The organism is Nonomuraea sp. NPDC050790 (assembly GCF_044456745.1).
Classification (GTDB): Bacteria; Actinomycetota; Actinomycetes; order Streptosporangiales; family Streptosporangiaceae; genus Nonomuraea.
The window spans coordinates 157,477-172,093 of sequence record NZ_JBITGF010000003.1; the positions used below are offsets into that span (position 1 = coordinate 157,477).

Below are 14,617 nucleotides of genomic sequence, written 5' to 3' on the forward strand. Positions count from 1 at the left end.
GCAGGGGTAGTTCAGTCGCGCGAAACGACCGCGTGACCCCAATGAGTCGCCCACCATGCCAGGATTGGGATATGTCAGACGGTCCTTCGCCCGAGAGGCCACCAGGATGGTCGGCCGACCAGCCCCCACCCTACGGCGCTCCGCCGGCTTCCCCATGGACCGCGCCCGGTTCCGGGCCGCAGCCGGTCTCCTACGGCCAGCCGTACGGTGACCAGCCGCCCCCGCCCCCGCCCTACGGCGCGCGGCAACAGCCTCCCCCGCCCCCGCACGGAGCGCAGCCGCACCAGACGCTGCCGCCGCCGCCCGGATACGGCCACCAGCAGCACGGCCAGCAGTACGGCCAGCAGTACGGTCACCAGCCGCCGCCACAGCACCTGAGGCCCGGCATCATCCCGCTGCGCCCGCTGGGGCTCGGCGACATCCTCGACGGCTCGATCAAGTTCATCCGCTCCAACCCGAAGGCCATCCTCGGCATCTCGGCCCTGGGCGCGGCCCTCGCCGCGGTGCCCGTGGCGATCGCCACCGCGGTGCTGAACGGCCAGGTGACCTCGCTCAGCCGCGACCCGGAGAGCGTCAGCAGCGGCGGGGTGATCACCACTCTCGTCGCCGGCTACAGCGGCATCCTCATCTCGCTGGTCGTCAGCTTCGTCGTGACCACGGTGCTCACCGGCATCCTGACCCGCATCCTCGGCCGCTCGGTCTTCGGCGGCAAGATCACGCCCGGCGAGGCGTGGAACCTGGTCAAGGGCAGGATCGGGGCGCTGTTCGGCGTCGTGGTGCTGGTCGGGCTGGTGATGCTGGCGCCGGTCGTGCCGATCGTGGGCCTCTTCGCGCTCCTCGTGGCCAACACCAGCTCCCCGCAGGACGCGTTCGGCCTGATCGGGCTGGGCCTGCTGATGATCCTGCTCTACGCCGTGTACGCGCTGTTCTTCAACACCAGGTTCGCCTTCGCCGCGCCCATCGTGGTGCTGGAGGGCCGCGGCCCGGTCGAGGCCATGAAGCGCTCGTGGCGGCTGGTCTCCGGCGACTTCTGGCGCGTGCTCGGCATCCTGCTCCTGACCGGGATCCTGGCCTACCTGGTCAGCAGCGTGCTGAGCGTGCCGTTCTCCCTGGCCTCGTCGCTGCTGGGCGTGACCGGCTCCGACGGCGTCGGCGTGATCGCCCTCAGCGCCGTCCTGCTCGCGATCGGCTCCACGCTGGCGGCGATGATCGTCTATCCGTTCCAGGCGGCGGTCGCCGGCCTGCTCTACGCCGACCGCCGGATGCGCAGCGAGGCCTTCGACCTGGTCCTGCAGACCGCGGCGATCGAGCAGCAGCGACAGGGGTGGGTGCACTCCTCCGCCGACGAGCTCTGGCACCCGTCGAACGCCGCCCGGTCGTGACACCGATAGGCCGGGACGAGGCGCAGCGACGCGCCGCGGAGGAGCTGCTCAGGCCCGAGTACGAGAAGGAGGGGCTGGTCGCCCGCATCACCCGCGCGGTCGACCAGTTCATCGGCGACCTGCTGGACGCCGCGACGGGCGGCGGCCCCATCGGCGGCGTCGTCGCGGCGATCCTCATCGGGCTGATCATCCTCGGCGTCGCCGCGCTGGTCGTCTGGCGGCTGCGCAAGACGACCAGGCGCAACGCCGACGCCTCCGGCCTCGTCTTCGACGAGCGCACGCTGACCGCCGCCGAGCACCGCGCGCTGGCCGAGCGGCTGGCCGCCGAGCAGCGCTGGAGCGAGGCACAGCAGGAACGCCTGCGCGCCATCGCCCGCGACCTGGAGGAGCGCGCGCTGGTGAACGGCATGCCCGGCCGTACCGCGGACGAGCTGGCGGCCGAGGCCGGAGCGGCGCTGCCCGCGTTCGCCGGCGAGCTGGCCGCGGCGGCCCGCTCCTTCGACGACGTCACCTACGGCGGCGTGCCGGGCACCCCGGACGCCTATCAGGCGATGACCTCACTGGACCAGCGGCTCCAGGCGGCGAAGCCGGTGCTGGCATGAGCGTGAGCACCTCGCCCACCACGGGTTCGGCGTGGCGGGCCGGCCGGTTCTGGATCGCCCTCGGGGCGCTCATCGTGCTGGTCGCCGTCATCGGCGTGGCCCTCGCGCCGGGCACCCGCGAGCCGCGCCGCCTCGACCCCGCCGACACCTCGCTGGAGGGTTCGAAGGCGCTGGCCGAGCTGCTGCGCGAGCGCGGCGTCACCGTCGACAGGGTCGACTCGGTCGACGCCGCCATCGCCAAGGGGGACGGCAGGCTCCTGCTGGTCACCCACACCGCCTCCTTCGACTGGCAGCAGCTCGACCGGCTCGCGCAGATCAAGGGCGACCGCGTGATCGTCGGCGACCTGGACGGGCGCGACGTGCTGGCTCCTGGCGTCACGCCCGCGTACGAGCCGGCCCGCGTGCGTTCCAGGGAGCCCGAGTGCGGCCTGCCGGCCGCGCGCGCCGCGGGCAGCGCCTACCTGGGCGGCGACCTGTTCAGGGGCGCCAACGGCTGCTACCCCGGGCCCGAGGGGTCGGCGCTGGTCCAGGTTCCGGGCGAGGGCGGCACGGTCACCGTGCTCGGCGACGGCAGCTTCATGACCAACAAGCACCTGGCCGAGGACGGCAACGCCGCCCTCGCGCTCAACCTGCTCGGGACCAAACCGGCCGTCACCTGGCTGGTGCGCCCCGCACTGCCGCCGGCCGGCGACCTGGCCGGGGTCGGCGGCAAGTCGCTGGGCGAGCTGGTTCCCCCCAGCGTCCCGTGGGCGGTGGTCGCCGCGTGCCTGGCCGTGCTCGTGGCCGCCTTCTGGCGCGGGCGCAGGCTCGGGCCGGTCGTCGCGGAGAAGCTGCCCGTCGTGGTGCGGGCCGCCGAGACCGTCGAGGGCAGGGGCCGCCTCTACCGGGCCAGGCGGGCCAGGGAGCGGGCCGCCGCCGTGCTCAGGGCCGGGACCGTCGACCGGCTGACGCCGCGGGTCGGGCTCGCGCCCGGCGCCGGTCAGCACGAGGTCGTGGCGGCGCTCGCCGTACGGACGGGACAGGACGCGCAGCAGATCGGCGGCGCGCTGTACGGCCCGCCGCCCGCCGACGACGCCGGGCTCGTCGCCCTGGCCGGATACTTGGACTTCATCGAAAGGATCGTCCGTGAACACTGAGGAGACGACGCGCGTCGCCGCCGCCGCCCGGGGCGACTCGGCCAAGGAAGCGCTGGGCGCGCTGCGTGCCGAGGTGTCCAAGGTCGTGGTCGGCCAGGACGCGGTGGTGACGGGGCTGGTCATCGCGCTGCTGTGCCGGGGGCACGTGCTGCTCGAAGGCGTGCCGGGCGTGGCCAAGACCCTGATGGTGCGCACGCTGTCTGCGGCGCTCTCGCTGGACTTCAAGCGGGTGCAGTTCACCCCCGACCTGATGCCGGGCGACGTGACCGGGTCGCTGATCTACGACGCGAAGACCGCCGAGTTCGAGTTCCGCGAGGGACCCGTCTTCACCAACCTCATGCTCGCCGACGAGATCAACCGCACGCCGCCCAAGACGCAGGCCGCGCTGCTGGAGGCCATGGAGGAGCGGCAGGTCAGCGTCGAGGGCGCCGCGCGCAAGCTGCCCGACCCGTTCGTGGTGTGCGCCACCCAGAACCCCGTCGAGTACGAGGGCACCTATCAGCTTCCCGAGGCCCAGCTCGACCGGTTCCTGCTCAAGCTGACCGTGCCGCTGCCGCCGCGCGAGCAGGAGATCGCGGTGCTCCAGCGCCACGCGGGCGGCTTCGACCCGCGCGACCTGTCGGAGGTCAAGCCGGTCGCCACCGCCGAGGACCTCGCCGCGGGCCGTGAGGCCGTCGCCAAGGTGCACGTGGCGCCCGAGGTGCTCGGCTACATCGTCGACGTCTGCCGCGCCACCCGTAACTCGCCGTCGCTGCAGCTCGGCGTCTCGCCGCGTGGCGCCACCGCGCTGCTGGCGGCCTCGCGGGCGTGGGCGTGGCTGTCCGGCCGGCCGTACGTCACTCCCGACGACGTCAAGGCGCTGGCCCGTCCGGCGCTGCGGCACCGCATCCAGCTCAGGCCGGAGGCCGAGCTGGAGGGCGCGACCGCCGACGGCCTGCTCGACGGCATTCTGGCCTCGGTCCCGGTCCCACGCTGATGGCGCTCACGGGGCGGGCCGCGCTGGTCGCGGCGGTGGGGATCGTGGTGGTGCTGATCGCGCCCGAGCCCGGGTTCGCGCTGCTCGGCTGGCTGCTCGTGCTGGCCGCCGCGATCACCGTGGACCTGGTGTTCGCGGGCTCCGTGCGCCCGCTGCGCTTCCACCGCTCAGGCGACAATCTGGTACGGCTCGGCCAGTCCGGCACCGTCGAGCTGGTCGTGGAGAACCCCGGCACCCGCAGGGTCCAGGGCGTGCTCAGGGACGCCTGGCCCCCCTCGGCCGGAGCCGCGCCGCGCGAGCTGCGGCTGGACGTGCCGGCCGGCGAGCGCCGCCGCCTGGTGGTGACGCTGACCCCGACCCGCCGCGGCGACCGGGCCTCCGCCTCGGTGACCGTCCGCTCGGTGGGCCCGCTGGGCCTGGCCGCCAGGCAGGGCGCCCACAGCGCCCCCTGGTCGGTACGCGTGCTGCCGCCGTTCCTCTCCCGCAAGCACCTGCCCTCGCGCCTGGCCAAGCTGCGCGAGCTGGAAGGCCAGCACCCGGCGCTGGTACGCGGCCAGGGCACCGAGTTCGACTCGCTGCGCGAGTACGTGGTCGGCGACGACGTGCGCTCGATCGACTGGCGGGCCAGCGCCCGCCGCCACGACGTGGTGGTCCGCACGTGGCGTCCGGAACGCGACCGCCGGGTCCTCATCGTCCTGGACACCGGCCGCACCTCCGCCGGCCGCGTGGGCGCCGCCCCGGTCCCGCTGACCGGCGACACCGGCAGGGCCTCGCTGGAGTCGCTCGCCCCCTCCGACGTGGCCCGCCCCGTCCCCGGCTGGCCGCGCCTGGACTGGTCGATGGACGCCGCGCTGCTGCTGGCCGCCCTGGCCGCCCGCGCCGGCGACCGCGTCGACTTCCTGGCCTACGACCGCGCGGTGCGCGCCTGGGTCTCCGGCGCCTCCCGCACGGAACTGCTCACGGCGCTCGTCAACGCCATGGCCCCCATCGAGGCGGAGCTCATCGAGGCCGACTCCCCCGGCATGGTGGCCAACATCCTGTCGCGCGCGAAGCGCCGCTGCCTGGTGGTCCTGCTGACCGACCTCAACGCCTCGGCGCTGGACGAGGGCCTGATGCCGGTGCTGCCGCAGTTGTCCTCGCGCCACCTGGTGCTGGTGGCGGGCGTGTCCGACCCCGCGGTGGCCGACATGGCCGCGCGCAAGGGCACGGCCGAGGAGGTGTACGACGCGGCGGCGGCCGAGTACACCCGCATCGAACGCCGCCGGATCACCGCCCGGCTGCGCCGCCACGGGGTCGAGGTCGTGGACGCCGCCCCGGAGGACATCGCCCCGGCCCTCGCCGACGCGTACCTGGCCCTGAAGGCCGCCGGGCGCCTCTGATCCCTCAGTCCTGGCTCGTCAGGCCGTCGGGGCCAGGTCGGGGGCGCGTTCCAGGTCGCCGGTCTCCTGGGCGCGCACCGCCCGCCGGCCGTAGAAGATCACGTAGGCCAGGAAGGCGGCCTCCGCGAGCACCCCGATGGCGATGCGGGCCCAGGTGGGCAGCCCGGACGGGGTGACGAACGCCTCGATGAGGCCGGACACGAACAGCACCACCACCAGGCCCATCGCCACGCTCATCACCGCCCTGCCCTGCTCGGCCAGCGCCTCCGAGCGCCGTCTGGGGCCTGGGTCGATCACCGTCCAGCCCAGTTTCAGTCCCACCGCCGCGGCCAGGAAGACCGCCGTCAGCTCCAGCAGGCCGTGCGGGGTGATCAGGCCGAAGAAGATGTCCAGCTTGCCCCTGGAGGCCATGAGCCCGCCGGAGACGGCCACGTTGACGGCGTTCTGGAACAGGAAGTACGGGATCGGCAGGCCCATGAAGATGGCCCCGATCAGCATGAGCGCGGCCACCCACGCGTTGTTGATCCACACCCGGCTGGCGAAGGAGGCGGCCGGGTTCTCGGAGTAGTAGTCGGCGAAGTCGTGCTCCACCAACTGGGTGATCTCCTCCGGGGTGGCGATCGCGCGCTGCACCTCCGGGTCGCCCGCCACCCACGCGCCCATCACCCACGCCACGGCGACGAACGCCACCGTAGCGCCCAGCCACCACCACCGCGCCCGATAGGCCACCACGGGGAAGGACACCGTGAAGAAGCGCGCGAACTCCCGCCACGCCGGCACGTGCGCCCCCGTCACCGCCGAGCGCGCCCGCGCCACCAGGGCCGACAGCCGCCCGGCCAGCATCGCGTCGGTCGAGGCCGAGCGGACGATGGACAGGTGCGTCGACACCCGCTGGTACAGCTCGACGAGCTCGTCGACCTCCGCCCCGGTCAGCCGGCCGCGGTGCTTGACCAGATGCTCCAGCCGATCCCAGGTGGGACGGTGTGCGGCGATGAACGCGTCGATATCCACCCGACCATTGTCACCGACTAGGCTCCCGGTATGTCCGAGGTTGTGACGGGAGACGCCGTCGTCGTCGAAGTACGCGTGGCGCAGATGCCCTCCCGCGCCGCCGCGGTCCTGCTCGACATGCTGGTCCAGGCCACTCTGATGATCGGTTTCGCCGTCCTGCTGATCAACTTCGCGGGCATCAGCGACTCCGCGTTGTTCGCCGCGGCCAACATCGTCATGGTCGTGCTGGTGATGGTCGGCTACCCCGTGCTCTTCGAGACCGTCACCCGCGGGCGCAGCCTGGGCAAGATGGCGCTCGGCCTGCGGGTCGTGGGCGACGACGGCAGTCCTGAGCGCTTCCGTCAGGCGTTGATGCGGGGGCTGGCGGGCGTCATGGAGTTCTGGATGTTCTCCGGGGCGCCGGCGCTGATCTCGTCGCTGATCTCGCAGCGGGGCAAGCGGCTCGGTGACGTGTTCGCCGGGACGATCGTGATCTCGGAGCGCGCGCCTCGGGACAACTCGCAGGCGATCGTGATGCCGCCCCGGCTGGCCGCCTGGGCGACGACGCTGGAGCTGTCACAGTTGCCCGACGAGGTGGCCGCCGCCGCCCGCCAGTACCTGACCCGCTACTACGACCTCGCCCCCGCCGTACAGCACGAGATGGGCATGCGCATCGCCCACCAGGTCGCCTCCTACGTCTCGCCGGCCGCTCCGGGTGGTGTGCCGCCGCACGCGTACCTGAGCGCCGTCCTGGCCGAGCGCCGCCGCCGAGAGGAGGTACGGCTGGCCCGCCAGACCCGCCACACCCCGTCTCCTTGGCCCCAGCCCCAGGTCCCTCCCCAGCCCCCCGGTGCCTTCCACCCCCAGCCCACGCCACCCGCCGTCCCTCACCCCCAGGTGATTCCTCACCCCCAGGCCATGCCAGCGCCCCCCGGTGTCCCTCACCCCCAGACCATGCCAGCACCTCCCGGTGTCCCTCACCCCCAGACCATGGCAGCGCCTCCCGGTGTTCCACACCCCCAGCCCGCGCCGCCGCCCCAGCCTTGGCAGCAGGCCGGCTCTTACCCGCCGCCGCCTTCGCCGAGCCCGTGGGCCCTGCCGGGGCAGCCGGTGCCCGCGCAGCAGGCGGCTCAGCCGGTGACCGGATGGCACCCCGGCCCCACCCTCCCGGAACCACCGCCGGGACCCGGCTACCAGGCCCCTCAGCACCCCGTGACGCACCCCATTCCCGGCGCCCAGGGGCAGATGCCGGACCGGCGCCCCGCGCCGGAGGAGCCTCCGGTCACGCCGGGCGGCTTCGCACCGCCCGCCTAGGGCAAGCCCGAGCACGCCCCCGCTCGACGGCTTCCGCCCGCCCGGGGCAGCCCTGCCTGCCCATGAACGTCTAGCGCCGCGCGGGCTCAGTAGCCGTACTGGGTCTGGGTGTTGAGGATCTTGAGGGTGACCTTCTTGGCCGGGTCGGTGCGTGGGTCGTCGATGCGGAGCACGTCCAGCCCCTTCTGGATGTCGCTGCTGTAGACGTGCCCGTTGTAGTAGTAGGCCGACCAGGACCCGGCGATGTCCCTGCCCTGGTACGGCGGGCGCTCGAAGTACCCGATCTCCTGTGGCTTGTCCGGGTCGGTGAAGTCGACGAACGACACGCCGCCCTGGTACCACGCCTGGACCATGATGTCCTTGCCCTTGACCGGGAGGAGCGAGCCGTTGTGGGCGACGCAGTTCTGGCGCTTGTCCTGGACCCGGGGGATCTTGAAGTACCCCCGCTTGACGAGTGTGCTGCCGGAGATGTCGTAGACGGCGTCGGCGCCCCGCTCGGGCCCGGTGGACTTGTCGCAGACGCCCATGGCGCCCCCGCCGAGCTCGTCGGTGAAGATGACTCTGGTGCCCGCGTTGTTGAACGTGGCCGAGTGCCAGAAGGCGAAGTTCCCGTCGGTGACGCGGGTGGTGACCTTGGGCTTCTCCCGGTCGGCGATGTCCAGCAGCACCCCGTCGCCCATGCAGGCTCCGGCGGCGAGGTCCTTCGCGGGGTAGACGGTGATGTCGTGGCAGCCGGAGGTGGTGGGCCCGCCGGACTGCTCGGGGAAGAGCACGGGCGTGGCGACGACCTTGGCGGCGGCCGGCTTGTCCAGCGGCACCTTGACGATGGAGATCTTGTCGTGCGGCGGCTTGCACCCGGCGAGGATGTCACCGGGCCCATAGGAGGAGACGTAGAGGTAGGCCGCCTTGCCCTTCTTGTCCGGCACCAGCGTGTGCGTGTGGGACCCACAGGCCGTCTTCACGGCCTTGAGGTACTTGGGCCGAGACTTGTCGCTGATGTCGAAGATCCGGACGCCCTCCCAGGACTTCTTGTCCGTGGGCGAGCCATAGTCACTGGAACACGACTCCCCGGAACGCGACTCGTCCACGGAAAGGAACAGCAGCTTCCCGAGAACGGACACGTCGTTCTGCGCCCCGGGACAGGACACCCGGCTGAGTATCCGCGGCTTGGCGGGATCCCCGATGTCGTAGACGGTGAACCCGTTGTAGTTCCCCTGGTACGCGTACCGCCCCTGGAAGGCGAGGTCGGTGTTGTAGGCGTCCTCGGTGGCGAAGGGGGCCTGCTTGGGCACGTTGGCCAGGTGCTTGACGTTGGCGCTCGCCTCGGGCTTCTCAGCCGCCTGGACGGGTACGGCCCCCAGCAGGGCCAGTCCGGCGACCGCTGACATCAACACCCTGCCGACTCTGGAAACCACACAGACCTCCCCTGATCACCTGTTGTCCCACTATGTCAGCAATCTTGACCGTGACGGCGCGCGACCCCGTCCGACGTGAGAAGCGACCCCCACGATCGGCGCCCGCGCACGGCGGCGGGTGGCGGTGGGACGGCTTGCCGTACGGGATGGATCGGGAGCGCAGGCGCACGCCCCCACACACACAGCAGACAGAGGGGAAAAGCGCTCGCAGAGCGCGCCGCACGAAGCCGAGCAGAGCAGGGCGAAGCGGGACGAGAAGCAGAAAAGAGCGGGACGAGAAGCAGATAAAGAGAAGGGCGCTCGCCCCCACGAAGGGCGTGGGGGCGAGCGCTCAAGGATGAGGTGTCGAGGCCGAAACCAGCCGAGTTGGGCTAGTGGGGCCAGCCCCACTCGCGGTAGGACTCCTGGGTTTGGACGTTGAGGCGGTCGGTGCGGACGCGGTCGGCGCCGCGGACCAGGGGGTCGTTGATCTTGAGCACGTCGAGACCGTTGTGGAAGTCGGCGGCGTAGACGTACCCGTTGTAGTAGTACGCCGACCAGATGCCGCCGCCGCCCTGGCTGGCCGGGCCGCGCTCGAAGTAGCCGAACTCACGCGGCCGCGAGATGTCCGTGAAGTCCACGAACGACACGCCGCCCTGGTACCAGGCCTGGACCATGATGTCCTTGCCCTTGACCGGGATGAGCGAGCCGTTGTGGGCCACGCAGTTCTCGCTGTCGGCCTGGTGGCGCGGGATTTTGAAGTAGCTGCGGAACTTGAGCTGTCCCCTGCGAATGTCGTAGTAGGCGTTGGCCCCGCGGTTCGGGCCGGTCGCCTCGTTGCAGGTGGCCGCGCCGCCGCCGCCGAGCTCGTCGGTGAAGACGACCTTCTTGCCATCGTTGGTGAACGTCGCCGAGTGCCAGAACGCGAAGTTCGGGTCGGTGGTCCTTGCGGTCACCTTCGGGTTGAGCCGGTCGCGGATGTCGAACAGCACGCCGTCACCCATGCACGCGCCGGCCGCGGTGTCCTTCTCGGCGTAGACGGTGATGTCGTGGCAGCCGCTGGTGGGCACCAGCAGGCCGGGCTGGGTCTCGTTGCCGCCGTCGGGGAAGACGACCGGCGTCGCGGCCACGTACGCGGCCGTCGGCTCGCGCAGCGGGACCTTGATGATCGAGATCTTGTCGTGCGGCGTCCCGCAGTCGGGGAAGTTGTCCGCGGGCAGGTACGACGACACGTAGACGTAGACGTTGCGCCGGCGGTCGTGGCCCTTGCCCGGCACCAGGGTCAGCGTGTGCGAGCCGCAGTTCGTCTCGACCGACTTGATGTACTTGGGGTTGGCCTTGTCGCTGACGTCGAAGATGCGGACGCCCTCCCACGATTCCTTGATCGTGGCGCTCTGGCCGGTGCTGCTGCAGGAGTCGTTGTTGCGGGAGGAGTCGACGGCGGCGAAGAGCAGGTCGCCGTAGACGGAGACGTCCATCTGCGCGCCGGGGCAGACCACGGAGCTGACGACCTTGGTCTGCTTCGGGTTGCTGATGTCGTAGATGGAGAAACCGCCGTAGTTGCCGACGTAGGCGTAGTTGCCCTGGAAGGCGATGTCGGTGTTGATGGTGGCGGCGATCGGGGCCGGCTTGGGCACCGTCAGGACGTGCGAGACGTTCGGGCTGGTCACCACCGTGTCGACCGGTGGGATGTCATTGGCGAGCGCGACCGTGGGCAGCGCCGTCGCCGCGAGGGCGACGGCGGCACCGACCGCGACGAGTAACCGCCGGGGCTTGGACAACAGCAAGAGAGGATCCTTCTGGTCAGTCGTGGTCGTGGCCGTGGCCACGGTCCGGGTAGGAGGTCTGGGTCTGCGGGTTGAGGCTGTCGAGGCGCACGTGCTTGGCCCGGTCGGTACGACGGTCGTCGATGCTCAGCACGTCGAGTCCGAGGTTGAAGTCGGAGCCGTAGATGTGGCCGTTGTAGTAGTAGGCCGACCAGTGGCCGCCGGCCAGGGCCGGAGCGGTGTTGTCGGGGCCGCGCTCGTACCAGCCGATCTCCTTCGGGCGGGCCGAGTCGGTGAAGTCGACGATCGAGATGCCGCCCTGGTACCAGGCTTGGACCATGATGTCCTTGCCCTTGACCGGGATGAGCGAGCCGTTGTGGGCGACGCAGTTCTCGGTGTCGGCCTGCGGCCGCGGGATCTTGAAGTAGCTGCGGAACTGCAACTGGCCGCGGACGATGTCGTAGTAGGCGTTGGCGCCGCGGTTCGGGCCGATGATGGTGTTGCAGGTGGCCGCGCTGCCGCCGCCGAGCTCGTCGGTGAAGACGACCTTGTTGCCGCGGTTGTTGAAGGTCGCCGAGTGCCAGAACGCGAAGTTGACGTCGTCCCGGACGGTGGCGGTGACCTTGGGGTTGAGGCGGTCGGAGATGTCCATCAGGATGCCCTCGCCCATGCAGGCGCCGGCGGCGATGTCCTTCTCGGCGTAGACGGTGATGTCGTGGCAGCCGGTGGTGGCGGACTTGCCGTCCGGGTAGGGCAGCGGGACGCCGGGGTTGCCGCCGTCGGGGAAGAGCACGGGCGTGGCGGCGACCGCGGCGGCGCTCGGGTTACGCAGCGGCACCTTGACGATCGAGATCTTGTCGTGCGGAAGCTGGCAGTCGGGGTACTCGGCCCTGGGGCTGTAGGACGAGACGTACACGTAGAGGTTGCGCCGGCGGTCGTGGCCCTTGCCGGGCACGAGGCTCAGCGTGTGCGAGCCGCAGTTGGTCTCGACCGACTTGATGTAGCGCGGGTTGCGCTTGTCGCTGATGTCGAAGATCCGGATGCCCTCCCAGGACTCCTTGATCGTCGCACTCTGCGAGGTGCTGTTGCAGGAGTCGTTGTTGCGGGAGGAGTCCACGGCGGCGAAGAGCAGGTCGCCGTAGACCGAGACGTCCATCTGGCCGCCCGGACAGATCACGGTGCTGACCAGCGACGTCCGCGAGGGACGCCGGATGTCGTAGATGGAGAAGCCGTAGTAGTTGCCGACGTAGGCGTAGTTGTCCTGGAAGGCCATGTCGGTGTTGATGTCCGCCAGTGCGGCGGGCTTCGGCACGTTGGTGACCTGCCGCATGTTGTCGCTCATGACCACTTCGCCCGGAGCGGGGATGTCGGCCGCCTGAGCGGGCAGGACACCTCCAACCAGGGCAAGAGCGGCGCCGATCACGATGAGGGCCCTGCGGGGGGATAACACCTAGTCCTCCTATAAAGGGGGCATAAATGAAGAAATTTTCGTACGAAAAGGGTCAGAAGGCCAGCGCGCAAGCTGTCAAAGTTTGTAGCAATTTGCCGTCTTCCACCCGGCGCGGTCGTCGTCTAGAGTGCGCATTCACGGCATGGGGTAGTCAGGGAGGCCAGTTGCGCGTCGCGCTCATCGTCGTCATGGGCGCGGTCGTCGCCCTCGCCGGTTGCAGCAGCGAGAAGGACACACCCCCTCGCGCCGACTCCACGGCTCCCGTCATCGCGCCCGGCCGGCCCGGCGAGGAAGCCAGGACGCTGTCGCCCTCCGAGGCCGTCACGGCGGTGCCGTCCCCGACGGCCAACGCCGGGGACATCAAGTTCATGCAGGACATGATCATCCATCACCGCCAGGCGCTGGACATGTCGGTACTCGCCCCGAACCGCGCCGAGGCGCCCAAGGTCAAGTCGCTCGCCTCGCGCATCAAGGACGCCCAGGGCCCCGAGATCCAGTACATGACCACCTGGCTCCAGGAGCAGAGCCAGAAGGTGCCCGAGCACCACGCCCAGCACCAGGCCATGCCCGGCATGGCCACGCCGGAGCAGATGGAGTCGCTGAAGGCCGCCACCGGCAAGGCGTTCGACAAGCTCTTCCTCGACCTGATGATCCAGCACCACCTGGGCGCGCTCACGATGACCAAGCAGGTGCTCAAGGACGGTTCGCACATCAGGGTCGAGGAACTGGCCAACGACGTGGGCGTCACCCAGGCGGCCGAGATCCGCCGCATGCAGCGGATCCAGGCCGAGCTCTAGAAGCCCGGATGCAGCGGATCCAGGCCGAACCCTGGAAACCCCCCAGGGGGTACGGCCCGCCGGGCCGCGGGCCGTACCCGGGGGAAGGGTCCTTACCAGCCGCGCTCGGGATAGCGGGCCTGGGTCTGGGCGTTGAGCAGGGGCACCCGGACGCGGTTGGCCGAGTTCGTCCGCCGGTCGTCGACCTTGAGCACGTCGAAGCCGCGGGCGATCTCGCTGCCGTAGATGTAGCCGTTGTAGTAGTACGTGGACCAGTAGCCGCCCAGCACGAGCTGCGACGGGTCGACCGGGCCCTGGTCGTAGAAGGCGATCTCCCTGGGCCGCGAGGAGTCGGTGAAGTCCCACACCGACAGGCCGCCCTGGTACCACGCCTGGACCATGATGTCGCGGCCCTTCACCGGCAGCAGCGAGCCGTTGTGGGCGACGCAGTTCTCCTGGTTGGTCTGCAGGCGGGAGATCTTGTAGTAGCTCTTGAAGACGAGGCGGTGTCCGCGGATCTCGTAGATGGCGTCGGCGCCGAGGTGCGGGCCCTGCGCGGCGGTGCACATGGGCGCGGTGCCGCCGCCGAGCTCGTCGGTGAAGACGACCTTGTCACCGTCGTTGTTGAACGTGGCCGAGTGCCAGAACGCGAAGTTCGGGTCGGTCGTCCTCGCCTTGATCCGTGGCCGTTCCCGGTCGCGGATGTCGAAGATCACGCCATCGCCCATGCAGGCTCCGGCCGCGATGTCCTTCTCGGCGTAGACGGTGATGTCGTGGCAGCCGGAGGTGGGCAGCAGCAGGCCAGGCTGCGTCTCGTTGCCGCCGTCGGGGAAGACGACCGGGGTGGCGACCAGCGCGGCCGCGGCCGGGTTCGCGATCGGCACCTTCACGATCGAGATCTTGTCGTGCGGCGGCTGGCAGTCGGGGAAGTTGTCCGCGGGCTGGTACGAGGAGACGTAGACGTAGAAGAACTTCTTCGCGTCGCGTCCCTTGGCGGGCACGAGGGTGTGCGTGTGCGAGCCGCAGTTCGTCTCGACCGACTTGACGTACCTGGGGTTGGTCTTGTCGCTGACGTCGAAGATCCGGATGCCCTCCCACGACTCCTTGACCGTCGCGCTCTGCGAGGTGCTCTGGCAGGAGTCGTTGTTGCGGGAGGCGTCGACGGAGGTGACCAGGAGGTTGCCCAGGATCGTCACGTCCATCTGGCCGCCGGGGCAGCTCACCGAGCTGACGAGCTGAGGCGACTTCGGATTCCTGATGTTGTAGATGGAGAACCCGTTGAAGTTGCCGACATAGGCGTAGTCCCCCTGGAAGGCGAGGTCACTGTTGACGGCCGCACCCGGCGCGAGGCCGAGGTGCGCTTCCAGGCGGATGTTGTCGCTTTTGACGACGTCGTCGGCGGCGTACGCGGGCGTCCCGGCCATGACGGTGGCCAAAGCCAGGGCTGCAAGG

General features: G+C 70.6%; 12 protein-coding genes. 7 read left to right on the forward strand and 5 right to left on the reverse strand.

Going from position 1 to position 14,617, the window contains the following annotated elements; translation table 11 throughout:
- Nucleotides 1-71: 71 nt before the first annotated feature.
- The 5 genes from ACIBEJ_RS15610 to ACIBEJ_RS15630 are packed head-to-tail and all read left to right on the forward strand — an operon-like array spanning nucleotide 72 to nucleotide 5,475.
- Nucleotides 72-1,382, forward strand: coding sequence for a glycerophosphoryl diester phosphodiesterase membrane domain-containing protein (locus ACIBEJ_RS15610; protein ID WP_397183402.1), 1,311 nt, complete (start codon nucleotides 72-74; stop codon nucleotides 1,380-1,382).
- Nucleotides 1,379-1,984, forward strand: a complete 606-nt coding sequence (locus ACIBEJ_RS15615; RefSeq protein ID WP_397183403.1) for a DUF4129 domain-containing protein — start codon at nucleotides 1,379-1,381, stop codon at nucleotides 1,982-1,984. The genes ACIBEJ_RS15610 and ACIBEJ_RS15615 overlap by 4 nt, the downstream gene beginning before the upstream one ends.
- Nucleotides 1,981-3,120, forward strand: a complete 1,140-nt coding sequence (locus ACIBEJ_RS15620) for a DUF4350 domain-containing protein (protein ID WP_397183404.1) — start codon at nucleotides 1,981-1,983, stop codon at nucleotides 3,118-3,120. The genes ACIBEJ_RS15615 and ACIBEJ_RS15620 overlap by 4 nt, the downstream gene beginning before the upstream one ends.
- Entirely contained in the window at nucleotides 3,110-4,096 is a 987-nt protein-coding gene (locus ACIBEJ_RS15625) for an AAA family ATPase (protein ID WP_397183405.1), read from the forward strand. Before ACIBEJ_RS15620 ends, ACIBEJ_RS15625 begins: the two co-directional genes overlap by 11 nt.
- Nucleotides 4,096-5,475 (forward strand): DUF58 domain-containing protein, encoded by a 1,380-nt coding sequence (locus ACIBEJ_RS15630; RefSeq protein WP_397183406.1) that lies wholly within the window; start codon nucleotides 4,096-4,098, stop codon nucleotides 5,473-5,475. Before ACIBEJ_RS15625 ends, ACIBEJ_RS15630 begins: the two co-directional genes overlap by 1 nt.
- An 18-nt stretch (nucleotides 5,476-5,493) precedes the next feature.
- Here the strand turns inward: ACIBEJ_RS15630 and ACIBEJ_RS15635 are convergent, their stop codons facing one another.
- Nucleotides 5,494-6,486, reverse strand: a complete 993-nt coding sequence (locus ACIBEJ_RS15635) for a stage II sporulation protein M (protein ID WP_397183407.1) — start codon at nucleotides 6,484-6,486, stop codon at nucleotides 5,494-5,496.
- A 30-nt stretch (nucleotides 6,487-6,516) separates the two neighbouring features.
- On the opposite strand from ACIBEJ_RS15635, the gene ACIBEJ_RS15640 reads away from it, so the two are divergent.
- Nucleotides 6,517-7,779 (forward strand): RDD family protein, encoded by a 1,263-nt coding sequence (locus ACIBEJ_RS15640; protein WP_397183408.1) that lies wholly within the window; start codon nucleotides 6,517-6,519, stop codon nucleotides 7,777-7,779.
- Nucleotides 7,780-7,865: 86 nt separating this feature from the next.
- On the opposite strand, the gene ACIBEJ_RS15645 is transcribed toward ACIBEJ_RS15640, so the two are convergent.
- The 3 genes from ACIBEJ_RS15645 to ACIBEJ_RS15655 all read right to left on the reverse strand — a co-directional run bounded on the left by ACIBEJ_RS15645 (nucleotide 7,866) and on the right by ACIBEJ_RS15655 (nucleotide 12,389).
- On the reverse strand, nucleotides 7,866-9,167 hold the full coding sequence (locus ACIBEJ_RS15645; RefSeq protein WP_397184310.1) for an LVIVD repeat-containing protein: 1,302 nt from the start codon (nucleotides 9,165-9,167) through the stop codon (nucleotides 7,866-7,868).
- Nucleotides 9,168-9,565: 398 nt separating this feature from the next.
- Nucleotides 9,566-10,954, reverse strand: a complete 1,389-nt coding sequence (locus ACIBEJ_RS15650) for an LVIVD repeat-containing protein (protein WP_397184311.1) — start codon at nucleotides 10,952-10,954, stop codon at nucleotides 9,566-9,568.
- Nucleotides 10,955-10,976: 22 nt separating this feature from the next.
- Entirely contained in the window at nucleotides 10,977-12,389 is a 1,413-nt protein-coding gene (locus ACIBEJ_RS15655) for an LVIVD repeat-containing protein (RefSeq protein ID WP_397183409.1), read from the reverse strand.
- Nucleotides 12,390-12,553: 164 nt separating this feature from the next.
- Here ACIBEJ_RS15655 and ACIBEJ_RS15660 point away from each other — a divergent pair, with 164 nt between their 5' ends.
- The gene (locus ACIBEJ_RS15660; RefSeq protein ID WP_397183410.1) at nucleotides 12,554-13,186 is read left to right on the forward strand and encodes a DUF305 domain-containing protein; all 633 of its coding nucleotides are present in this window, start codon (nucleotides 12,554-12,556) and stop codon (nucleotides 13,184-13,186) included.
- Nucleotides 13,187-13,278: 92 nt separating this feature from the next.
- On the opposite strand, the gene ACIBEJ_RS15665 is transcribed toward ACIBEJ_RS15660, so the two are convergent.
- Complete coding sequence (locus tag ACIBEJ_RS15665; RefSeq protein WP_397184312.1) at nucleotides 13,279-14,589, reverse strand: LVIVD repeat-containing protein; 1,311 nt, start codon at nucleotides 14,587-14,589, stop codon at nucleotides 13,279-13,281.
- Nucleotides 14,590-14,617: the final 28 nt, after the last annotated feature.

What these genes read in the sequence shown, in the direction of transcription:
- ACIBEJ_RS15620 (WP_397183404.1), top strand. Translation starts at nt 1,981, where the DNA reads ATGAGCGTGAGCACCTCGCCCACCACGGGTTCGGCGTGGCGGGCCGGC.
- ACIBEJ_RS15610 (WP_397183402.1), top strand. Translation starts at nt 72, where the DNA reads ATGTCAGACGGTCCTTCGCCCGAGAGGCCACCAGGATGGTCGGCCGAC.
- ACIBEJ_RS15645 (WP_397184310.1), bottom strand. Translation starts at nt 9,167, where the DNA reads ATGTCAGCGGTCGCCGGACTGGCCCTGCTGGGGGCCGTACCCGTCCAG.
- ACIBEJ_RS15640 (WP_397183408.1), top strand. Translation starts at nt 6,517, where the DNA reads ATGTCCGAGGTTGTGACGGGAGACGCCGTCGTCGTCGAAGTACGCGTG.
- ACIBEJ_RS15630 (WP_397183406.1), top strand. Translation starts at nt 4,096, where the DNA reads ATGGCGCTCACGGGGCGGGCCGCGCTGGTCGCGGCGGTGGGGATCGTG.
- ACIBEJ_RS15665 (WP_397184312.1), bottom strand. Translation starts at nt 14,589, where the DNA reads ATGGCCGGGACGCCCGCGTACGCCGCCGACGACGTCGTCAAAAGCGAC.